The organism is Bifidobacterium sp. W8110, from assembly GCF_016101375.1.
Classification (GTDB): Bacteria; Actinomycetota; Actinomycetes; order Actinomycetales; family Bifidobacteriaceae; genus Bombiscardovia; species Bombiscardovia asteroides.
This window is the reverse complement of the sequence record NZ_JACFQO010000006.1, coordinates 47,055-70,175: the sequence shown is the minus strand read 5'-3', so window position 1 is coordinate 70,175 and position 23,121 is coordinate 47,055. Positions and strand designations below refer to the sequence as shown.

The 23,121-nt window shown below is 57.3% G+C and carries 15 protein-coding genes, 1 tRNA gene and 1 pseudogene; 13 read left to right on the top strand and 4 right to left on the bottom strand.

Annotation, left to right across the window (positions count from 1 at the left end; all coding sequences use genetic code 11):
- Positions 1-8 precede the first annotated feature (8 nt).
- The 6 genes from H3T88_RS08435 (at position 9) to rlmB (ending at position 10,254) form a co-directional block, all read left to right on the top strand.
- Entirely contained in the window at positions 9-1,157 is a 1,149-nt protein-coding gene (locus H3T88_RS08435; protein ID WP_198204278.1) for a glycosyltransferase, read from the top strand.
- 237 nt (positions 1,158-1,394) lie between these two features.
- A complete protein-coding gene (locus tag H3T88_RS08430) occupies positions 1,395-2,444 on the top strand; it encodes a capsular polysaccharide synthesis protein (protein ID WP_052108381.1) in 1,050 nt (349 codons plus the stop codon).
- Between the two features lie 47 nt (positions 2,445-2,491).
- Positions 2,492-3,760 (top strand): hypothetical protein, encoded by a 1,269-nt coding sequence (locus H3T88_RS08425; RefSeq protein WP_198204277.1) that lies wholly within the window; start codon positions 2,492-2,494, stop codon positions 3,758-3,760.
- A gap of 1,080 nt (positions 3,761-4,840) precedes the next feature.
- Positions 4,841-6,553: a sugar transferase gene (locus H3T88_RS08420; RefSeq protein WP_198204276.1), complete on the top strand. Its 1,713-nt coding sequence runs from the start codon at positions 4,841-4,843 to the stop codon at positions 6,551-6,553.
- A gap of 178 nt (positions 6,554-6,731) precedes the next feature.
- On the top strand, positions 6,732-8,603 hold the full coding sequence (locus H3T88_RS08415) for a DUF4012 domain-containing protein (RefSeq protein ID WP_198204275.1): 1,872 nt from the start codon (positions 6,732-6,734) through the stop codon (positions 8,601-8,603).
- Positions 8,604-9,261: 658 nt separating this feature from the next.
- Entirely contained in the window at positions 9,262-10,254 is a 993-nt protein-coding gene (gene rlmB, locus H3T88_RS08410; protein WP_198204274.1) for a 23S rRNA (guanosine(2251)-2'-O)-methyltransferase RlmB, read from the top strand.
- A gap of 420 nt (positions 10,255-10,674) precedes the next feature.
- Here rlmB and H3T88_RS08405 read toward each other — a convergent pair.
- The 3 genes and pseudogenes from H3T88_RS08405 to H3T88_RS08395 all read right to left on the bottom strand — a co-directional run.
- Positions 10,675-12,036: pseudogene (locus H3T88_RS08405) on the bottom strand (DUF4032 domain-containing protein); the annotation flags it as partial.
- 171 nt (positions 12,037-12,207) lie between these two features.
- The gene (locus H3T88_RS08400) at positions 12,208-13,335 is read right to left on the bottom strand and encodes an ABC transporter ATP-binding protein (RefSeq protein ID WP_015022674.1); all 1,128 of its coding nucleotides are present in this window, start codon (positions 13,333-13,335) and stop codon (positions 12,208-12,210) included.
- 201 nt (positions 13,336-13,536) lie between these two features.
- Positions 13,537-13,935, bottom strand: coding sequence for a carboxymuconolactone decarboxylase family protein (locus H3T88_RS08395; RefSeq protein WP_198204272.1), 399 nt, complete (start codon positions 13,933-13,935; stop codon positions 13,537-13,539).
- A gap of 171 nt (positions 13,936-14,106) precedes the next feature.
- On the opposite strand from H3T88_RS08395, the gene H3T88_RS08390 reads away from it, so the two are divergent.
- The 7 genes from H3T88_RS08390 to H3T88_RS08360 all read left to right on the top strand — a co-directional run bounded on the left by H3T88_RS08390 (position 14,107) and on the right by H3T88_RS08360 (position 21,579).
- Positions 14,107-16,122, top strand: coding sequence for a serine/threonine-protein kinase (locus tag H3T88_RS08390; protein ID WP_198204271.1), 2,016 nt, complete (start codon positions 14,107-14,109; stop codon positions 16,120-16,122).
- A 61-nt stretch (positions 16,123-16,183) separates the two neighbouring features.
- A complete protein-coding gene (locus tag H3T88_RS08385; protein ID WP_198204270.1) occupies positions 16,184-17,107 on the top strand; it encodes a DsbA family protein in 924 nt (307 codons plus the stop codon).
- Positions 17,108-17,217: 110 nt separating this feature from the next.
- Positions 17,218-17,291, top strand: a tRNA-Thr gene (locus H3T88_RS08380).
- Between the two features lie 402 nt (positions 17,292-17,693).
- Complete coding sequence (locus tag H3T88_RS08375; RefSeq protein ID WP_198204269.1) at positions 17,694-19,124, top strand: G5 domain-containing protein; 1,431 nt, start codon at positions 17,694-17,696, stop codon at positions 19,122-19,124.
- A 34-nt stretch (positions 19,125-19,158) separates the two neighbouring features.
- Positions 19,159-20,040 (top strand): 16S rRNA (adenine(1518)-N(6)/adenine(1519)-N(6))-dimethyltransferase RsmA, encoded by an 882-nt coding sequence (gene rsmA / locus H3T88_RS08370; protein WP_198204268.1) that lies wholly within the window; start codon positions 19,159-19,161, stop codon positions 20,038-20,040.
- Positions 20,037-20,957: a 4-(cytidine 5'-diphospho)-2-C-methyl-D-erythritol kinase gene (locus tag H3T88_RS08365; RefSeq protein ID WP_198204267.1), complete on the top strand. Its 921-nt coding sequence runs from the start codon at positions 20,037-20,039 to the stop codon at positions 20,955-20,957. Before rsmA ends, H3T88_RS08365 begins: the two co-directional genes overlap by 4 nt.
- A 10-nt stretch (positions 20,958-20,967) precedes the next feature.
- The gene (locus tag H3T88_RS08360; RefSeq protein ID WP_015022681.1) at positions 20,968-21,579 is read left to right on the top strand and encodes a LytR C-terminal domain-containing protein; all 612 of its coding nucleotides are present in this window, start codon (positions 20,968-20,970) and stop codon (positions 21,577-21,579) included.
- Positions 21,580-21,691: 112 nt separating this feature from the next.
- On the opposite strand, the gene H3T88_RS08355 is transcribed toward H3T88_RS08360, so the two are convergent.
- Positions 21,692-23,116, bottom strand: a complete 1,425-nt coding sequence (locus tag H3T88_RS08355) for a CCA tRNA nucleotidyltransferase (RefSeq protein ID WP_198204266.1) — start codon at positions 23,114-23,116, stop codon at positions 21,692-21,694.
- Positions 23,117-23,121: the final 5 nt, after the last annotated feature.

The window sequence follows — 23,121 nt, the reverse complement described above, 5'->3', positions numbered from 1 at the left end:
GATAAATCATGAGTCTTACAGGGCATGAAGACAGGGGATCCAAGCGAAAGAAAATCCTATATTATTCTGAAGGTTGGGGTGTCGGTGGCATCGAACGATTCATCATGAACACAGTCACCGCCTTGGACCCGGAACAATACGGATTTGATATTTTCTGCACGCATGACTGGAGTAGGCAATTCGATCGTCAGATCCGAGAGCATGGCGGTCATCGTTATGTCGTCTTTGAAGGGGAAAAGCCGGATCTCGTGACCAGACTGCGCCGAAGCTGCCAGGATTGGGCCAAACTACTGGACCGGAATCACTATGACATTGTGCATATCAACACCATGAATGGCATGGGCTTTGCCTATGCCCACATCGCGAGGAAGGCCGGCGTACCGGTCCGCATTGTACATTCGCACAACACCTCTCTCAGCTCAGGGCACACCATCGCGAAAAGAGCCGCACACGATTTGGGTTACCGCTTGTTTTCCGACGACGCAACCACGAACCTCGCCTGTTCCGAACCCGCTGGTGCATTCCTCTTCAGAAACAAACCATTCAAAGTCATCCACAACGGAGTCGACTCGGCCACATTCCGTTATGACAGTGAAATTAGAAGTGCAGCACGCAAGCAGCTCGGCGTAAATGACGGTACGATCCTATTTGGCTCCCACGGGCGTCTAAGCGAAGCGAAGAATCCGCTTTTCCAAGTAGCAGTACTGCAAGAGCTCAAGCGCCAAGGCCGGGATGCCTGTCTACTGCTCATCGGGGACGGCGAACTCCGCGAGAAGACGTTGGAAAACCTGAACAGCCTGGGGTTACAGGATTCTGCCATCATTCGCAAGAGCACGAGCCATCCGGAAATCTATCTCAACGCTCTAGACATATTCACGATACCCAGCAAATTTGAAGGATTCCCCACCAACAGCGTGGTCGAGGCCACGGCAACAGGCCTGCCGTGCCTCATTCCTGACAGCTTCAGGAATGAAGATACGATTCCCTTCACCAATTTCAAATATCTCCCACTGGATCCTCAGACATGGGCAACCACAATTAACACGCTTACCCGCATACAGAAGAACCGCCTGGACGGAACGGAACTGATTTATCGAATTGGATATGACAGAGGTCAAATAGTCCGGGAACTGGAAAAGCTGTATCACGGTGAATGAGAGCCCAAACAACAGAACACCGGAGTGGCTGGGACAACAGCCAAGAACCGTCTCCGAACAGTCTCGATTCACCGGTTGCCGGTGTGACGTATCACTAAAATCAGCGATCTTCTGGTCAGCTTCCAACAATTCCCTATTGGACGCATTATCCCTCACTCGTGGTCATGCAGTACCCAGATGCCTTGGGCCAGCTACTGAGTAAGATGGCACCAGATAGTCAATCAGGAGGGAGGAGGAATGATGCCTCGACTAATTAAACTGTTTGTGTCTCACGCCAAGACCTTCTCCCCAGGGTATGCGATTCTTGAAGTCCGCATATACATCGATATCCGTCTATCCGGTATGACGGGAAAAACCATCTCATCCCGCTTGCTCAGGAAAAAAACAGCCTATATCATGGCTTGGCTAGACAAGCAATTCAGTACTACCCTGAAGCGATATCAGGCCGTTAAACCCGCATCCAAAACCGCCCAGCCGAATGCTCCAATTTGGACCTGCTGGTGGCAAGGAGAAAAAAATGCACCGCCCACGGTCCAGGACTGCTGGGATAGCATAAGACGCCAAGCCCCCGACCATCCATTAATCATCCTGAATAGGCAAAATTATACGCAATATTGCACGTTTCCAGAAGAAATCCGTCACAAGTTCGATCTTGATCTGATTTCCCCACAGCTCATGAGTGATTACGTCAGGACGACCCTCCTAGCCCAACACGGTGGTCTCTGGGTGGATGCGACTATTTTTGCCGATAAACCCATTCCTGAACTCGTATTCAATCTTCCGATATTTAATGTCAAAGGAATCCGTGATGATTATCCTCTAGCCAACCGCGTAGCCGATGCCAAGGATTGGCAGGTTTATTTCATTGCCTCTCATCCACACTCAGCCACATATTCTTTCATTTCTGCTTGTCTTACACAATATTGGCTCCGATTCAGCACCCCCATAGATTATTACCTCACCTATTATCTGGCCAAACTTGCCCGGGAGAAACTGGCAGGGGCCCAAGCAGAATACAAAGAAATCCCGAATAACAACATGCAGGTGGAGATGCTCGAACCATACCTCCGGGACTGCGACTCAGAAATGAGGATAAGGTCAAGCGAATGGAGAGCAGATGACACATTCATTTACAAACTCTCTTGGAGGACAACATATCCGGCACGCAACTCCCAGGGCGCTGAATCATTATCAGCACAACTGCTAAGAGGAGAGTGTAGTTTATGCGATATCCAAGGCCAGCCATCATCCGGCAGCACGACGACTCAGCCAAGATCCAGTGACTGATCGTCCTAAAAGACATGAAACCGATCTTCCCACACAGGAATACTACATTGTTCCAACGATTCCGAGGCAAGGGCGAAAGCAAAAAAGGCGTTTCTTCCGTGACGGCTGTCTCAGCAGGCACCCTTGCAAGCGTCCTTGTGATTGTTTCCGCAATGATATTTGCCTATACGAAAATATGGGCACATCGAATCGGGTTTCAATCCTCTCATGATCCTTCATTAAATATGCTTGTAGAAATCTCTTTGGGGATTGTCGCTCTCTGCTCGCTTCTGAAATTCGCCATTTCATTCCATGACATCATGGATATCGGTGTCGTCAACATAGCAATTTATGTCATGCTGCTTTGCGTGGCTTTCCTTTTCTATAAAACAAAGAGTATCGGGACAGATTTTATTTTGGCAGGATTAATAGGATTTGTCTTGCACAAGGAAAAGCCCCGTCTGATTATCGAATCAACCTTCTATAGCTGCCTTGTACTATTTTCTTTCCAGCTGCTTGGATATGCCCTCGGTTTATTCCACGATAACGGTGTATGGACAAGTGCGGCACGGCCCTCTGCTCCCAGGCTTGCCTTCGGCTTCGGCTATCCTACTTACGTCTTTGCCTACTTCTTGCCCATTCTGATGGGAATTTACTATCTTGATAAAATCAAATTCCGAAAAATCACTGCTGCTTACTGCTTGGCCCTTCTTGTTATTGTCTTTTTGAAAACAGCCAGCAAGGCCCTTCTCATCCTGACCGCCTTGATGCTCTTCAACCCGATAGTGAAAGTCGGGCTGAAGAAAAGCAGGCTGGTCCGCCAACTCATGGTCCTGGCATACCCTCTCTTTGCCCTGCTGAGCATCTGTTCTGCCATATTCATGAGCAGAATACCGCCGCCAATAAGAGATTTGTTTTCCGGACGTTTCTGGTACTGGAATCAGTACTGGAAGGGCGGAGTGCGGATTTGGGGACCAACGCCACCCAACAATGACTTATTCTTCGTCCAACGATATGCCCTCGACAACGCCATATTGCATGCTCTCTTTATCGGCGGCATCATCGTCACCATCACAATAGGCGTGATGTACACAAAACTGATATACTCAGCCATCAAGGCATCGGATTATAAGCTTGCTGTACTTGTCCTCAACACCCTGGAGTTCGGCTTTACCGAAGCACTATTTTCCTTGGGCATCACCGCCATCATGCCCCTTCTTTACAGTGTGTTCTTGCAGAGAACGCCCGCATCACATCAGAACGGATCTACCGACATTGCTTTAACGCCAAGACATAGCACCTCTATATATAAGAGCGTCGGGAAGCCCAAGACATAATAGTACCTGTCGGCCACTGACATCGAGCCGCTGGAAATCCTCACTTTCACATGCAAAGCAGGGGTAGGGATGTTATACCAATGTCCTCTGAATCAGTAGAGACGGCATTGGGGCGGTAATCGTCGTTTCGCTTTTAGGACAGCTGAGGAGGATAGATGGGCGAAAGGGGCGAGCCGAAGACGGAAGGTGCGACTTCTCGGGTACGCCACGTTTCCTATTCCTCTTCGTCCATCCCTGTGGTCAAAAGCCCCAGCGGAAGCACCCAGCTCGCTAAAACCGGTGCACCATCCATCCTTGGCGGACCGACCCCTGCTTCCCCAAAGAGGCAACACTCCAACAACAAGACCGGCAAACCCCTGACCTTCACCAATTCTCCGTTCGATGATGGCTTAGGACCCCATCCCTAACTACGGCAGCTGAACCGGACACCCACATGGCAGTACCTGTACATAGCCCTGCTCCTCAGCGTTGACGTCGCTGCCATAGTTTGCTCCCTGCTCATCTGCGGGTCTTACCATCGATACGTCATGTCGGAGGGATACGGCCCTCAACACCCTCATCTTCAACGCAGCCCTGATGATGGTCATTTTCACCTCCTGCGCGTGGTCTGCATGCTGGATCTCCAATTGTCTCGAACATCAGTCATAGCCGCCCCGTGCTCGCCTGCGTCTTCGAGGGGGCGCCCGCTGGCTTATGAGACGGCTGCTGCATGCCTTGTTGAACGTCTGGGCGCACAGATCCTCATCGTCGCGGATGTCATCAGCAGAGAAGCCGACCTCGGGAGAACTACGAAGTTCCTGCCATTAACTCGACAGGAGCGCTTGCAAAATGGAACGAAATACTAACAGCCTATATGCGGATGCTCCAATATAATCGTGAATGCAACCTTTCTAAGATTAAAGAAAAGGCTATGATGCAAGACTGAACGCCGCACGAATGACGGATTTCTACTGCAGCTTAGTGAACTAAGATAGTTATTTTCCAACTTGTGGTTAATTAAACACAAGTTGCTGTAAACTAATGACGTACATATATCAGCAACCGGTATATCATTTGTCTATGTTTGGGAAGGTGTAGCGATTGAACAGCGTTGCTCAAGATCCCGGCAATGATGCGGTCCAAGCGGAATCCGACAGTAGTGTAGCTTATAGCTATGGTCGTAGTCCCATATCCAATCCCGAAGTAGTTACCGATTCTTTGCCATTAGAGACAGCACCCACACAGGCACTTCGCTTCATCAACCAGCAGTTCGACTCAACAGACAATACCAATTCCATTATCCAGCAACTTCGCCGAACCCCACATTGGCGATATTGGTTCGTGGCTTTCCTCATTGCGGTAGACGTAGCTGTCATGTCAGTTTCACTTATGGTCAGTTTTCTAGTTAAGCCACTATCTTTGAAGACCATAGAAAACTATATACCTGCCTTCTACTTTGGACTAATCCAATGCCTGATATGGTTATTCAGCCTGTTGATTTGCGGAACCTACCACCGACATGTCATGTCAGAAGGTTACGGCCTTTACACCAAAATTTTTAACGCCGCTCTATTGGACATGGTAATAACCAGTTGCCTGGTATATATGCTCCATATGAATCTGCCAAGAACTACTGCGATTATCGTGCCCGTCATAGCGGGTGTTTTAGAGGTACTCGCCCGCTGGATGGCGCGCCGCGCTTTACATCAATACCGTCAGCAGGGTAAGTGCAAATATGACGCAATAATAGTGGGTTCTCAAGCTGGAATAGATAATATGCTCAACACCCTTGAAACCAGCGATGCTAGCGGATATACACCTATAGCGGTATGCCCGATCGCTCTTGATCCGAATTCACCACACGGTGACGTTATAGCTACTCCATACCACCAGCCAGACTTAGATACCAACTCTCAAGTAAAAACGATTCCTAATAAGGGCATGCAAGATTGTACACATGTGCATGTTGTCGCTTTCAACTCTCACTTTCCACGTACAGCAGAACGACTTGGTGCACAAATAGTCATTGTTACGGACGTCATTACCCGCGATAATCAAATCATGCATGCCCTATCCTTAGCCGTGGAATCATTAGGCATAGAACTGGGGGTATCCATATCGGTCGCGGATTTGAGTAGTCACCGCATTGATCTGGACTATTCAGGCATGCAACCCATCCTCATTGCCAGTCTTCCTCAATATTCATCACTCACACGCTTCGTTAAACGGACCATGGACATCATAGGGTCCTTCCTCGCTCTCATCGTTTTCACGCCCTTTATAATCCTCCCCGCTGCCATTGCCATCAAACTTGAGGATCATGGGCCGGCATTCTACAAACAAATACGCATTGGTCGCAACGGTAAGCCATTCCGTTGTTATAAACTGCGTTCCATGTTTGTTAACGCAGACAGATTTGATGCCCAGCTTGCTGAGGTAGCCGGAAAAAAATATGGTGCTCTTTTCAAAGTCGAGAATGATCCAAGGATAACCAAAGTAGGACACTTCATACGGAAGTACTCTATTGATGAATTCCCCCAGTTCTTCAACGTCCTGAAAGGTGATATGTCATTGGTCGGTCCTAGACCTCAGCGAGAGTATGAAGTGGCCGAATACGGGACACTTTACTCCACTCGACTTTTAGTACGGCCAGGGATCACCGGACCTTGGCAGGTTTCCGGTCGTTCCGACCTTTCTCAAGAAGAAGCCGAACGTCTCGATGTTTCTTACATACAGCAATGGAGCGTTACGGGTGATTTGGCAATTCTTGCTAAGACAATTATGGCCGTATTTCGTCACACTGGTTCTTACTAATCAGTCCAAATTACGCATAAGCCCAAATACCGGATTCTGCACGCACTCTTAGAAGAGTGTGGATAAAAGCACAAATCACAAAAACTACATACCTACAAACCAAATCAAATTCTATGAACTATATGATGTTAGAGGCCTGAAGAGAAACAGCAAACAGTGGCGACTAGCAGGAGTGCACATGCCTACAACAGACGTCTCGGGAAACCATTCCAGGACAAATAACAAACCACCTGAGCATATGCGCAACGAATTGAATGCTCGTAAACACAAATCTCACCGCTTGCGCAATACGTTACTCATCACTTTCATGGTGTTCGCGGCGCTTCTACTACTAGCAGCAGGCTTCGGCTTCAAATTTTATCGTGACGCCATGCAGATCAAGAACCACGAAGAAGTCGCCTTTTCCTATATTTCCGGATTGAGTGCCGACAATATAATCCAGGATCCAGACACAGCTATTAGAGTCATACCTAAAGTACAGGCCGAAACTTCGGCTGCCAATCGTCTAGCTCACAGCAGAGTTTGGGACACAGCCTCTGTGATCCCTGGAATCGGCGATGATGTAAAGAACCTTCAGGGTATGGTCGAGATTGTAAATAGCACCTCACATGATTCACTCCCTGTTTTATCAGATACCATTCGTCAGCTCGTAAATACTGCATATGACCAGGGAAATGGACAAATCAATCTGAGACCCCTTACGGCAGCAGGGGCTGGATTCGCACAGGCTGATAAAAGCATACAAACGCAATCTGAAAAGCTTAAATCACTTCCTTATCCCCGAATCAGACAAGTACAGAACGTATACACCGAGGCAAAAAAGCAATTCTCCTACTTGGCTGACACGACGAGCAACCTCAACCGGGCTGTTCACGTTCTCCCGCAGTTACTTGGAATTCAAGGCCCACGCTCCTATATTATCGTAGCTCAAACACCTTCGGAATCTCGTTCAGGTGGAGGCCTTATAGGCTCTTTGGGCTCAATGCACGCTGATAATGGGATGGTTAAAGTTAACGACTTTCACCCCAATACAGAGTTTATCCGCCTAGGAGTCATAAGTACTGACGACCCAGATGGGATTTTTTCAGCGCCTCTGCATTTTGGCTTCGATATTCGAGATTTAACAGCGTATCCTGATTTTTCACAAACCGCAAAGGCTGTTAATACTTGCTGGCAACGCTCTCCATATGCCGGACAGATTGATGGCGTCATCATGATCGACCCTGTATTCATACAAGAAGTAATCAAAATCAGCGGCAACATCAGGACTTCCAACGGTCAAATTCTCACCGGAGAAAATACTGCACAATTCTTTATGAATGACATATATAAAACAATTCCCGTGTATGAGCAGGATGCAGTATTTGCCGGTGTTGCGAAACAAGCCATGAACGGTGTCTTCGCGAAGATGAGTACAAAAAAAATTATGGCACTGTCAAAGCTACTTAAGCCAATGGCAGAGCAACGACATCTATACATGTATACGTTCCATGCGGATGAGGCCACGTACTTCCAAGGCTCAGGATTAGCCAAGGAAGCCCCTGATAACGAGGAGAAACCGGAAATTGGAATTTACCTTAATCAGAACAATCCTTCCAAACTGGACTGGTACCTTCACCGCAAAACCGACATCACACACACCTCAACTGCAACGGACGGAAGCAGAACTTATCATGTCAAATTCTCGATGACCAATGTCCTCACCCAGAGTGAAATGAGCGGTTTGACCAGTTACGTACTGGGCCAATCGAGCAACTTTACCTCAAGGGGCACTGCTTTGGAGAAAATGCTCTTCTACCCACCCGCAGGAGGATCCATCTCAAACATCCGGTATAAGGGTGGGGGCTGGCAGCCTAAACGTGCCGTATTCAATGGTAAACACCTTTATACCAGTCTGGCCTCCATACCTCCAGGTCAAACTGTCGTCTATGAGTACGATGTCACCACCTCACCAAAAGCCAAGACAGACCTGAACGTGGATCAGACTCCGATGGGTTGGGCCGACCCAGGTGTCACTTTCAATGACCTTACCGGCAACAATAAGCAGTAAGAACATGGTATAACACCACAGTTTCACAGGCCTGCAGAGCAGGAGGATTTTGAACCATCGGATTCATCTGTTTGATTTCAAATTCACTTAAAGTCATATACATGCGGTGACCATGCACTCGTTTTTCAACGAACACAAATAACCGATCGGCCCGGCCTGGGATTTCACATCTGGATAACCCGCATTGTCCACAACTTTCTGTACGGATCGGGGCTTTGATTGATCATCTGCCGGGCACGGCAAAACATCAACCAATCGTAACCCTGATTCCTCGCCGCCTTCTGAATCACACACCGTGGATCTCTTCGGGGGGGGGGGGGGGGGGAGGAGGTTTAGAGTGGTTATTTTGTCTTCCCAAAGACTCATCGCCGAGGTGGCATAACCATATCAAGTGAGTGTTCGGCCACAATCCACATTTCAAAGGTGTGTGTATCAACCAAACCAGTCGCAAAAATACCGTTTGTGTAGGAATAGGAACCCAGCATAGCTCTTCGCCATATGTGATGACCAAGGAACCATAAAGCGGAAGCTGCCATGCATTACTCAGCACATGGATGCTGCACCCACCTCGAAATCTCTGATTGTCAGACGCAGCGTCAATCAGCATGGATAAGGAGAGGATGTTTTGTTGGTTCTTGCCTGCTTTTACACTGGAGGCATGGCTGACAAGAAGGGCCCGACCAAGGGTTCGGGCGGCAAGCACCGCAACAAGCTGCGCGGCAGGGGGCCCACCCCCAGGGCCGAGGACCGCGTCTACCACAAGGCCTACAAGGCCCGGCAGGCGGCCCAGCGCAGGCAGGCGGCCGACCCACGGCTGGCGGCCCGCCGCCGGGCCGACCGGTTCACCTCCGACTCCGACGACCTGGTCATCGGCCGCAACGCGGTCCTGGAGGCCCTGCGCGCGGGCGTGCCGGCCAGCCAGCTCTACCTGGCCGCCCGGATGGAACACGACGACAGGACCAGGGAGATCGTACGCCTGGCCGGGCAGGAGGGGCTCAACCTGCTGGAGGCCGACCGCCTGGAGATGAACCGCATCGCCCGGTCCGGCAGCCACCAGGGCGTGGCCCTCAAGGTGCGGCCCTACCAGTACGCCTCCCTGCAGAGCCTGGCCGACCGGGCCGAGAAGCACGCGGCCGCCCTGGAAGGGGCCGACCAGGCGACCAGGGTCGCCGCCCGCCCCCTGTTCATCGCCCTGGACGGGGTCACCGACCCGCAGAACCTCGGGGCCGTGATCCGATCCGCAGCGGCCTTCGGCGCCTCGGGGGTGATCCTGCCCGAACGACGCAGCGCCACGGTCACAGCCGCGGCCTGGAAGGTCTCCGCCGGAGCCGCCGCCCACCTGCCCGTGGCCCGCGTGGTCAACCTGACCAAGGCCATCCAGGGACTCAAGGAACGCGGCTACTACACGGTCGGCCTGGACGGCGCAGGCAACACCACCGTGGGCGAGACGGGCTTCGAGACCGACCCGCTGGTAGTGGTCCTGGGCTCCGAAGGCAAGGGGCTGAGCCGCCTGACCCGCGAGAACTGCGACGCCCTGGCCTCCATCCCCATCTCCAGCTCGGTGGAATCCCTGAACGCCTCGGTCGCGGCCGGCATCAGCCTCTACGCCATAGCCACGGCACGCCGACGACCCGCCAGCCACACCCAATAACCCCAGACAGGCACCGGCAATCTGAAGACAGACAAGCCAGGCGGACGCCCAGACCGCATACGGCATCCAGCCCGCAGCAGACCGCATGCCGCACAGACCAACCAGTCAGCTGGAAGCCCAGACCGCATCATCCTGATCATCCTGATCGGCAGCCGCATCCAGACTGCCAGGAGCATAGACCGACCTCAACGAACCCCGCCCACCACCCGCATCCTCAAAGACCGGCTGCGACGACACCTCCTCGACAGCCCGGTCACGGTCCGTCTGGATGCCTGCTCCGTTCCGGCCTCCAGCGTCGGTTCGGCCAGTCACCCCACTGCCAGCTGCGTCTTGGCCTTCCACTTCATGGCCATTCGCATCCTTGTCAGTCCGATCGCGGCCGGCCTGCTCACCTTGACCGGCCTGGGCATGGCCGCCCTGCCAATTCATCTCATCGTCGACCACCCCGGCATCGGCCTCTTCGTTGATGGTCTTCATGTCCTCGGAATCCAGCCGGTACTCGGGCAGGGACTCGCTGATGTAGCTCTGCACGGCCTCGGCCATGGGCACATCGTGGCCGGCCTTCTCGGCCATCAGCCAGCGGTGGGTCAGCACCTCATGGAAGAACTGGGCCGGTTCGATCTGCGAGCGGTATTCCGGCGGAATCATGCGCACAGTGGGCTCGAAGACCTCGCGCATCCAGTCGGTGGCCACAATCTCCAGGTCCTCGCCCTGACGCCAGGTGGATGCCCGGTAGGCATCCAAATCGTTGAGCAACCGCCGGGCCTGATTCTCCTGCACATCCAGACCGGTCAGCCTGAGCAACTTGCGAGAGGCATAGCCGGCATCGACCACCCTTGGGCGCACCAGCACCCGGTTGCCGTCCTCCTCGGTCTTCATCTCCAGCTCGTCCACGTCGAAGCCCAGATCGTTGAGCCTGTTGACGCGGCGCTCAATCTTCCACATCTCATCAGGATCGAAGCTGTCCACGTCCGTCAGAGCGCTCCAGAGGGAGTGATAGCGGTCCACCAGCCGGTTGCCAACGCCGACCTCGTCCACCTCGCCAGCCAGCAGGTTGCCGGAATCCAGATCCATGAGCTCGCCGATGATGTTGGTCCTGGCCAGGTCAATGTCGTACTCGCGCTGGCCATCCGTCAGACTGGGGTGCAAATCACCGGTCTCGGCATCGACCAGGAAGGCCGAGAAAGCATCGGCATCACGCAGGAAAAGCACGTTGGACAGGGAGACATCGCCCCAGTAGAAGCCGGCAAGATGGAGCCTTACCAGAAGGACCGCCAGGGCATCGATCAGACGCTCTGCTGTATCCGGGCGCAGATTGCGGGCGAAGAGAGCACGGTAGGGCAGTGAGAACTTCAGGTGCTGGGTGACCAGCATGGCCTCAAGAGGCTCGCCCTCACGGGTGTGCCGTCCTGTGACCACGGCGATGGGGTTGACCGTGGGCAGCTCCAGTTTTTGCAGCTTGCGCAGGAGCTCGTACTCACGCTCAGCCACCCGCTGTGTAATCTCCTTCATGGCGTAGACATCGTCGCCCACGTGGACGAAGCGAACCACGTGTCGGGAGATGCCTCTGGGCAGGTTGGCCAGCAGATCCCGAGGCCAGGTGGCCAGCGGCCGCTCCCAAGGCAGGGTGAACATCCTGGGATTGGAGCTTGTGGCCGTGATGTGCAGGGCAGCCGGTTCCTGCTCGGAAGAGGGGTCGGCCGTGGTCTTTATCGAGGTGGCTTTCATGGCGCGAGGGTCCAGAGAGGAGGCCGTCGCCCGATTGATGTTCACGCTAGTCATGCTTCATCCATCCCATCGCCGCCCATCCTATACGGGAAGAGCCCCGCACGGATGCGCCGCGCGGGGCCTCTGGTCACCCGGTCAAAAAGGAAAGGAAATGATATCAATGATTGATACAGGCCCTGTGAATCGGCGGGAAACCGTGGCCGAACCACAGGGTCACAGAAACGCTCAGTTCAGCCGCAGCTCACTGGCCGGGGAGAACAGGTGCATCTTTTCAGGATCGATGTGAATCTTGACCACATCGCCAACCTTGGGCAGGTCGCGCGGGTTGACGCGGATGGTGGTCAGCTTGTTCTGGTCGGACATGACGATGGCCTGCTCGGCCACGCTGTTGTCGGTCAGAATGTTGCCGTAGATGTAGCCGTCGGAACCCAGATCCTCAACGTTGGCCACCTTCAGGGAGAAGGCATCCGGATCGGAGGGGCTGGCCAGACCGGCATTCTCGGGACGGAAGCCCACGACGATCTTGCCCTGGTCCTCGGGAGTCAGCTTGTCGACGGCCTCGCGCGGCAGGCTGATGGTGTCCTCGCCGATCTTGGCCTGGCCGTTGACCACGGGGTGGATGTTGATGTTCATGGAGGGCGAGCCGATGAAGCCGGCCACGAAGACATTCTCAGGCCGATCGTAGAGCTCGGTGGGCGCGCCCACCTGCTGCAGGACGCCCAGCTTGATGACGGCAATCCTGTCGCCCATGGTCAGAGCCTCGGTCTGATCGTGGGTCACATACAGGGTGGTGACGTTGAGCTGACGCTGCAGGGCCGCAATCTGGGTACGGGTCTGGACACGCAGCTTGGCGTCCAGGTTGGACAGAGGCTCATCCATCAGGAAGACCTTGGGCTGACGCACAATAGCGCGTCCCATGGCCACACGCTGACGCTGACCACCGGACAGAGCCTTGGGCTTGCGGTCCAGGTACTCGGTCAGATCCAACACCTCGGCGGCCTTCTCCACCCGCTGGCGAATCTCGTCCTTGGGGGTGCCGGCGATCTTCAGGGCGAAGCCCATGTTGTCGGCCACGGTCATGTGAGGGTAAAGGGCGTAGTTCTGGAAGACCATGGCGATGTCGCGGTCCTTGGGCTGCATGGTCGTCACGTCCTTGTCGCCGATCATGATACGGCCCTTGTTGACCTCTTCCAGGCCGGCCAGCATGCGCAGGGTGGTGGACTTTCCGCAGCCGGAAGGCCCTACCAGAACAAGGAATTCACCGTCTCTGATGTCCAGACTGAGGTCACTGACCGAGGGCTCATCGTTGCCCGGGTAGATACGAGTGACGTGGTCGAATACGACTTCTGCCATTGTTCATCCTTTCATCGGCAGGTACGTGCCGAACGATCCGTAGTGAAGGGTTGATTTTCACTGTGGTTCCGTCCCGGGGTCAACACCGACATCGGCATGGCCATGCGACGGTTTTCTATTTTGTGGTTAAGAGAAACTCTCCCTTGAGCCAGTGTCCACTATACACCAAGGCACGAATTCGACGTGTTCACCGTCGTCAACTCAATCCTCGGACTTATCGGGACCTTCAGGCTCGCGCTCGAAGACCGTCCTCGCCACGTTGATCGCGTTGATGACCCTCGGGAATCCCACGTATGGAACACATTGGAGTATGGCTTCGACCACGGCCGCCCTGCTCAGCCCCACATTCAGGGCTCCCTGTATGTGAACGGCCAACTGCGGAGCTGTATCCCCCTGCGTCACCAGGCTGCCTATCGTGACCAGCTCGCGCTGCTGAAGATCAAGTCCCTTCCGGATGTATATGTCGCCAAAGGCGAATTCGACAATCCAGCGACCCAGATCCGGCGCTATGTCCTGAAGAGAGTCGATGACAGCCTGACCTCCCTTACCGTCGATAGCGGCCAAGGCCTCAGAGCCCTTTTCAAAGCGCGAAGCTTCCATGAAGCCCCTTCTTTCTGTTGTTTTGCATACTTCCCAGCCGAGAATATTGTATCAGCGCCTGTTTACGCATTATGCCGCCGGTGGTGGAGCCAACTCCGGCAATCCCTGACACGGCGAAACAGCAGGAACCGCAATCAGGTGCTTTTCAACCTGTCGGGGCACAATGGAGATATGAGCGATCTTGAGGGTTTGGACCTAAGGCCGGGACGGCTGGTCGGGGGCTACACCCTGATTGAGCCCCTGGGCGGCGGAGCCATGGGGTCCGTCTGGCGCGCACGTGATGGCGGAGGCCAGGACTACGCCATGAAGATTCTGCGGGAATCCCTGGAGGAGGACCAGGCCTCGTCAGACAACTCTGACGAACGGGACCGCGCCTCGGCCCGCGAGCGCCTGCGACGCGAGGCTCTGGCCCTGCAACGGATCCGTCATCCAGGCGTCTGCCGGATCGTGGATATGGAACTTGATGATGCCCTGGCCTTCATCGTGACCGAACTGATCGAGGGGCGCAACCTTCGCGACGACGTGGCTGTCAATGGCCCCTATCGGGACGACGATCTGGAGCGGCTGGCACGGAAGCTGATCGATGCCGTCGCTGCCGTCCACCAGGCGGGCATCGTCCACCGGGACATCAAACCCACCAATGTCATGATTTCGGTCTCAGGTCCGGTGCTGGTGGACTTTGGCATCGCCATGGGCCAGGGGCAGAGCCATGTGACCCGGACCGGGCTGGTCATGGGAACCCCTGGCTTCATCGCCCCGGAGATCATCGACGGAGCCGAGGCCGACCAGGGAACCGACTGGTGGAGCACAGCCGCAGTTCTGGCCTATGCAGCCACCGGGCGGGCGGTCTTCGGCGACAAACCCATGATGGCGGTTCTGGAGCGGGAGGCCTCGGGCAATGCTGACCTGTCCGGACTGCCCATCGGCACCATGAAAGCCCTGCGCTCGGCCCTCTCCCCCGACCGAGGTGCGCGTTGCACGCCCCAGGAGCTCCTGGAGGCCATCAGCCTGGATGCCATGAATCCCCAGGCCTGGCAAGGGGAGCAAGACGACCAGGGCGCGGAAGGGCAGCAGACCGGCAAGGGCAGTCAGGAGACGATGCGCCCTTTTGGCGGCGGCTCTTCGGAGGCTGAGGAGCAGACCGACTCGCCCACCATGGTCGTTGAGCCGGCCACCATGCCCATGCCGCCTATTACGCAGGCTAATCCAGACAGTCCACGGACGGCCTGGTCACAGCCTCCGACAAACGGCGAAGCCGATGAACAGACGACCCTCCTGCCCGACTTGGAGCAACCCACCACCCTCTTGAATCCCCTTCCCGCAGCCCAGGAGCAGCAGGAGCAGACGCAGACCTGGCAGGACCGCCAGCCCCTGGCCGACCGCCAAGATCTTCAAGCCACCACCGTCCAGGATCCTCTTCCACCGGCACAGCCTCTGCCCAGCGGATACCGCAACGAGGCGAACACCCGCTGGCTGGGAGACCAACCCCCCGCCCAGATGCGACGCCTGTGCTACCTGAAAGCCGGAACCTCCTGCCTGGTAATGCTGGGAATCCTCCCCGCACTGCTGACAGCTCTGGCCCCGGTCTCCGCACTGGCCACCGCCGGAATCCTCCTCTGGGCCCTGAGCACCGCAGGATGGAGCATAAAAGCCCAAATCGAACGGGAACTGCGTCGCGACGGCCCTAGGCGGGGCACCGATCGTCTGTTGAACGCAGCCGCCCTCCCCTGGCACCTGCTCAAGGGCCTGGCAGCCGCCCTACTCCGTCTGCCGGGCATGATCCTCGTCCAAGTCCTGGTCGCTCTGCCGCTGACCTGGGCGGGCGCCCTCACCACCGTTCGTGCCGGTCTGACCTTGGGCGAGCGCCTTCTGACCGTCCCCCTGCCAGCGGCCAGGCCCCTGTCCGCCGGCGGACTGGCCATGGCCCTGGCGACGCTTGCCGGCTGGATGTTGACGACTCTGCCGACGCAGGACCGCTCAGCCCCCAAGGCCAACAGCGGCAACATGGTCCTGCGCCTGGCGGCGGGCCGAATCCCTATGGGCCGTCAGGATCCCGAGGCACCGGGCAACCCCCGCCGCAGGTGGATTCTGCTCCTGATCTGGCTGCTGATTGTGGCCGTTCTCCTGGCCGGGCTGATTGTCCAGCCCTCCATGGACTGGGCCCCTATCCACCTGCTGCGTGCCTAAGGTCGTGCTCCACCCCTGACGGCTACACTGTGCTCAGTACGCCAAGGAAAGGATCCAGGTCATGTCCAAGGGCAAGCAGAACCGCAAGGCCGCGCTCAAGGCCCAGGAAGAGGCCCGTCGGCTCCAGGAGGCCAAGGAACGCCGCCAGCAGACCACGATCGGCGTCATCGTCACCGTGGCGCTCATCATCCTGATCGCTCTGGGCGGATTCCTCTACTGGCGCAGCCATCGCCCGGTCAAGGCCCAGGACCTGGGGCAGGCCCGTCAGGCCGTCGCAAAGGTCAAGGAAAAGCCATCGGCCGCCAATGACCAGGGCGGCTTCCTGATCAGCTCCCAGGGACTGGGCAAGCCGGTGGCCAAGGCTCCGACCGTGGAGATTTACATGGACTTCATGTGCCCAGGCTGCGGCGCCCTGCATCGCGGGCTGGACTCCACACTGACCGGTCTGGTGGATGCCGGCCAAATCAACCTGGTCATCTACCCCATGAGCTTCATGGACCGGCTCTCCACGGACAACTACTCGACCAGGACGGGCACGGCAACCATCTACGTGGCACAGCACGATCCGGACCACCTACTGCCCTTCATCGCCAACCTCTACGCCAAGGACTTCCAACCGGACGAATCCGACTACCACCCCGTCAGCAACGACAAGATCCGTCAGCAGGCCATCAAGGCCGGGGTTGATCCCAAGGTTGCCGACCAGGCGCTCAAGGGCCACTACCGGGACTGGATCAAGGCCATGGACGCCTATACCCCCCTGCGCAAGGAACTCTGGAATCCCTCCGGTTCCAATAAGGGACAGATGACCACGCCCACGGTTCGCATCAACGGCAATTACTGGGAGCTGGGCAACCTGTCCCGGGCGGGCTTGGACTACAGTTCGGGCCTGCTCAAGGCTCTGGGTCTGGACCAGTCCAAGGTGGGCGTCAAGGGAGCCATGCCGGCCATCGGCGCCTCCGGCCATCCGCGCTCACTGGACTGAACCAGGCAGGTCGAGAGAAATTTCGCGTCCAGCGTCCCCTTGGGGGCACGGTGATGGTACGATATCATTCCGTACCGCGGCCCGGAATGCTGTAATGGACCACCGGGACCGCCTCCTTAGCTCAGTTGGCCAGAGCAGCCGCCTTGTAAGCGGCAGGTCGTCAGTTCGACTCTGACAGGAGGCTCTACGCCAGGAACGAACCATAAATCCAAATGCTCGGCTTTGTCTCCGGGCAGGTTATAATAGTGGACATTACCTGGATAATTGCAAATACTTCCCTCGAGTAAGTCATTTCGGAGGCTCGTTCTCCGAAGTACGAACGGAGCTTTTCCCCAACCATCTCCGTTCGTATTCGAGGACGGGATCATTCCCCTTCATTCCCGTCCTCTTGACGTTGATCCGCCGGCCCAGGGCCCGGGTCTTGAAAAGCCGACTGACCGATGACGGTCAAGTCGGCTTTTTTGTTGCCACCCCCTCTGCGACAAATGTGGATATTTGCCCGACCTTGCGGATTGTGCGGCCTCGTTCCATGCCCGCGCCGTTAGAATTGCCGGGTACGGACAAGGCAGGAACGGGAGGCGAGCACATGGCCAGACGCTGGACACCGCGGCGTTTCATCGTGCTCAGAAGGATTCGCGTGGTCTCCTGCGCCCTCCTGGTCGTTCTGGCAATGATCCTGACCTTCGGCGTTACTGCGCGCAAGAGCGTGGCGCTAAGCGTCAATGGGCAGACCAAGATGGTGACCACCTACGCCTACAGCGTGGACGGTCTGCTGCGCCAGCAGGGAATCAAAGTCAAGACCCACGACTTGGTTGATTCCACCTCCGGAGGCCAGCTGCACAACCACGCGGCGGTCACTGTGCGCTCCGCCTATCAGACCACTATCGTCATCCAGGGCCAGCGGGTGCCCTTCTGGACCACGGCCACCAGCATGGACCAGCTGCTTGGGTTCTTCGAGGAGAACCGCAGGCAGGCCATGAAGGTCACCGTGGATGTAGGCAACATCTACAACCAGCTGACCGGCGGTCTGGTCATCAACCAGGCGGGGCCGGTCACGGTCATTGCTGACGGGAAGACCTCGGTAGCCCCTGACGGCAAGCTTCCAGCAGCATCCATCCTGGACTCCAAGGGCATCGTGCTGGGCAAGGAGGACCGGGTCAGCGTGGAGCATGACCAGGGCACCACTGTGCTGCGGGTCCAACGGGTCACCCACGGAAACACTCAAAAAACAATCCCCATACCCTTCGCTACGAGGACCGTGGTCGACCCGAGCCTGGCGCCCGGTCAGACCCAGGTGCGACAGGCGGGCGTAGTCGGTCAACGGCTGCAGACCATACAGGTCACCTACGTGGACGGACAGGCCGAATCAGAGCAGGTGGTCAAGGAGGAGACCGTAGCCATGCCGGTGGATCAGGTGGTGGCCGTCGGTCCCGACAAGCCGAAAGAGGAACAGAACAGCGGGCAGCAGTCCAAGGAGGACACAGGCAAGGACTCCCAGCAGACGCAGAAGACACCCTCTCCGAGCCCCTCGCCCAGCCAGGATTCGCAGTCGGCAACGACACCGACCCCTACGCCAACACAGACCAAGCCTCCGCAGACGACGCAGACAACCAAGCCGAAACAACCAAGCACACCAGCTCCAGCTATGCCCGAGAACAAACCAGCCCCGTCGCCAGCGCCGAGCCCATCTCGTGACGGTCTTTGGCATGCGGAACCTGGTGTAGCCCAGGCCTATGCCGGGGGCGCTGCCGCCCAGCGCGGATGGACGGGTTCGCAATTCGATGACTTGGTGAAACTCTGGAACAAGGAATCAGAATGGTGGTGGTATAAGAAGAATCCCAACTCCGACGCCTACGGCATCCCACAATCTCTGCCGGGCTCTAAGATGGCAAAGTTTGGAGACAACTGGCGTGACGATGCCGCTGTCCAGATTGATTGGGGCCTCTGGTATATCGGCCAACAGTACGGGAATCCCAGCACGGCCTGGCACTATTGGCAGCAATATAACTGGTACTGATCCTCCCACCACACCCGCCGAGCAGCAAACCGACATGAACACTAAAACTGAGAGCGACCGCCTCCTGGGAGCAGCCGACATCCGACGCCTCGCCGACCAGATCGGCATCCACCCCACCAAACGGCTGGGGCAGAACTTCGTCATCGATCCAGGGACTGTCCGCAAGATTGTCCGTCTGGCCAAGTTGGAATCTGGCCAGCCCGTTCTGGAGGTGGGTCCTGGTCTGGGATCCCTGACTCTTGGATTGTTGGAGGCGGGCTGCCCGGTGACCGCCGACGAGATCGATCCCGTTCTGGCCCGGCAGCTGCCGCAGACCGTCAGCGAGCGCATGCCGGAGAGCCTGGACCGGCTGACCGTAATCAACCGGGATGCCCTGACCCTGACCCCTCGGCTGGCAGGCGACGCGGGCAAGGCCACCGACCTGGCCATGGTGGCCAACCTGCCATATAACGTTGCCACTCCGATCATTCTGACCCTCCTGGCCCGGTTCGCCAATCTGAGCCGGTTCCTGGTCATGGTCCAGAAGGAGGTGGCGGACCGGCTGACGGCCGCTCCTGGCTCCAAGGTCTACGGCGCTCCCAGTCTGAAGCTGGCCTGGTATGGGCATGCCGCCCAGGCGGGCAGGATTGGGCGCCATGTCTTCTGGCCCGCCCCCAACGTGGACTCGGCCCTGGTTTCCTTCACCCGGGACAAGGACGGACGCGGACGCACGGACGAGGGAACGAGGACCCGAGTCTTCTCCCTGATTGATGCCGCCTTCGGACAGCGCCGCAAAACCCTACACGCCGCCCTGAAGGGCCTGGTGACCGCTGAAGTCTTCCAGGCCGCAGGCATCGACCCTGCACGCCGGGGGGAAACCATGACCATCGAGGAGTTCGTGGCCCTGGAGCAAGCCCGCCGCGAGGTGGCCGCTTGAGCCCGGCCGCCGGAGGGGACGGCATTGCCCTCTACTGTCCCGCCAAGATCAATCTGAGGCTTCGTGTCGGTCCGGCCCAAGCCGAACTTGGAGCGCGACACCGCCTGGACACCATTTACAGCGCTGTGGGAATCTGGGATCGGGTGGAACTACGTCGGACAGAACCCGGCAACGGCTTCCGCTTGAGCCTGGAGGGCGACCACTTGGGCGACCTGAACCGCCGGGATGCCGATCTACGCGCCAACCTGGCCGTCAAGGCCCTTCTGGCCATGGCACAGGCCACCGGGCACCAGCCTGATGTGGCTATCCACATCCTCAAACGGATACCGGTGGGCGCCGGGCTGGCCGGTGGATCCGCGGATGCTGCCGGAACCATGCTGGGGTTGAACCGGCTCTGGAATCTTGGAATGGCTGCCGCCGAGCTGGACCGCATCGCCGCCGGGCTGGGCGCGGACCTGCCCTTCTGCCTGCATGGAGGGCTCAGCAGAGGTACAGGTTTCGGCCAAATTCTTGAGCCCCTGGATCCGGATGGCCTGCAGGCCCAGCGGCTGTCCCGTGCTGGGCTGACCGGACACCTCCTGATCGGTGCCTACGAAGATCAGCTGAGCACAGCCCATGTCTACAAGGCCTTCGATCTGATCGGACCCGGCCCCAACGACCTGAACGACCTGCAGGAGACCGCCTGCACCCTGCACCCGCGCTCGCGCCAGGCTCTGGACCTTGCCCGGCAGGCAGGCATCGGACCGGCCTTCGTCTCTGGATCGGGCCCCTCCGTGGTGGTCATGGCCCCTCACCCCGAGCAGGCAATCGCATTGATAAGGCTCTGGCGGGAGCAAAATGCCGTGGACAGGATAATCGAGGCTGACTCGCCAGTCCTGCCCAGGATGGTCCCCCTGAGAGTCACCCATGGACAGTAGAGTAGGCAGCATGACGAATCCCGAACCACTCGACGAACGCGAGGCCCGCAGGCAGTTCGTACGACGGCGGCAGAAGATGGTTTTCACCATAGTCGTCAGCGCTCTGGTTGTTATCCTTATCATCTGCGGTCTGATTATCTTCGAGTCCATCGGGCATACCGCCAAACATGCCAGCATCACCAAGCCCAACTATGGTGTCGCCGTGCCCTGCCCGCCTGACAAGTCCAAGCTGGTCAACCACCCCGACATCCGTGTGCGGGTGCTCAACGGAACCAACAAGTCAGGTTTGGCCACTGCCCTGGCCTCTGCCCTGCGTAATCGGGGATTCAATATGCAGGATGTGGCGGACTATCCGGGCAAGACCGAGACAGCCCGTACCGAGATACGTTTCGGAGCTTCGGCCATTGACCGTGGCTACACAGTGGGATCCCAATTCAATGATGCCATTCTGATCATGGACGACCGCAGTGACGATCTGATTGACGTAGTCGTCGGGGCCACTTTTACCGATCTTAACGACGAGGACAGCACCCCTGTCGTAGGACGTAGAATCGAAGCCATCAAGGGCTGCCAGGCCGACCCCTCCTCCATGAAGAACCTGCCCAAGGCTCCCAAGGCCTGACGCCGCAGATCCGGCGTACCGCCGGATTCAACATCGCGTCGCCACAATATTCGCCACCAATATCCACAGTCTCCTGACCAAGAGCGCCCGCCCGGAAGGGTACCGACCTGGGTCAGGCTTGGTCAGCGCCTTCTCTTTGCCACCAGTCCCGCAACTCCTGCTCGGCCGTCTGCCGGTCGACCGGGCCCTGATCCAGACGGTATTCCAGCATGTGCTGATAGGCACGTCCCACCTGCGGTCCGGGCTTGAGGTCCAAAATCTGCATGATCTGTCGTCCATCCAAGTCAGGCCGGATGGCATCCAAATCTTCCTGACGACGCAATTGAGCCACTCTGTCCTCCAACTCATCCATGGCGGAGGAGAAGACCTGGGCCTTGCGCTTGTTGCGAGTGGTTGCATCGGCCCGGGTAAGGCGATTGAGCCGTTCATAAAGAGGACCGGTCTCCCGGGCATAGCGGCGTACGGCCGCATCGGTCCACCGCTCATCCACGTAGCCGTGGAAACGCAGGTGCATGGAGATCAGGTCGCAGACGTCGGCGATCAGGTGGCGGTCGAAGCGCAAGGCCTTCAAGCGTTTGCGGGCCAGCCGGGCTCCGACTGCATCATGATGATGGAAGCTGACCTTGCCACCGGGCTCAAAACGTCTGGTGGCGGGCTTGCCGATGTCGTGCAGCAGGGCGGCCATGCGCAGGGTAAGGTCCGGGGCGGGCACAGGACCGTCAGATCCGGTCTCCAGGGCGATGGCCCGGTCCACCACCATCAGGGTGTGTTCAAAGACATCCTTGTGCCGGTGGTGCTCGTCTATCTCCAGCTGCAGAGCCGGCACCTCGGGCAGAACGATGTCAGCCAAGCCGGACTGCACCAGGGCCTCGATGCCCTGCACAGGGTGATCGGACAGCATGAGCTTGGTCAGCTCGTCGCGAATCCGTTCTGCCGAGACGATGCTAATTCGATCGGTCATGCGGGTGATGGCCTCTGCGGTCTCCGGGGCTATGGTGAATCCCAGCTGGGCCACGAACCGCACAGCCCGCATCATCCGCAGAGGGTCGTCGTCGAAAGACTGGCGGGGATCCACCGGGGTCCGCAACACCTGCTTGGCCAGGTCGTTGGCCCCCCGGTAGGGGTCCACGAAGACCAGGTCAGGCACCCGCAGGGCCATGGCATTGACAGTGAAATCGCGCCTTGAAAGATCGCCCTCAAGGCTGTCCCCATAGTCCACCTCGGGCTTGCGGGAGTCGGGATCGTAGGTGTCTCGCCGATAGGTGGTCACCTCCACCTTGACCTCGGTGCCGTCAGGACGCCGCCGAAGCGCGCCAAGGGTGCCGAATTTGCGCCCCATGTCCCAGAAGCCCGACCCCCAATGGCGCAGGATGGGCTCGAACTGCTCGGGTCTGGCCGAGGTGCAGAAGTCCAGGTCGTGGGAGGGCCGGTGCAGGAGCAGATCGCGTACAGGACCCCCTACCAACGCCAGTTCATATCCCTGCTCAGCGAAGAGGCGCCCGAGCTCGATGGCCTCCGGCCAGACTTGGAAATCCACGCTCA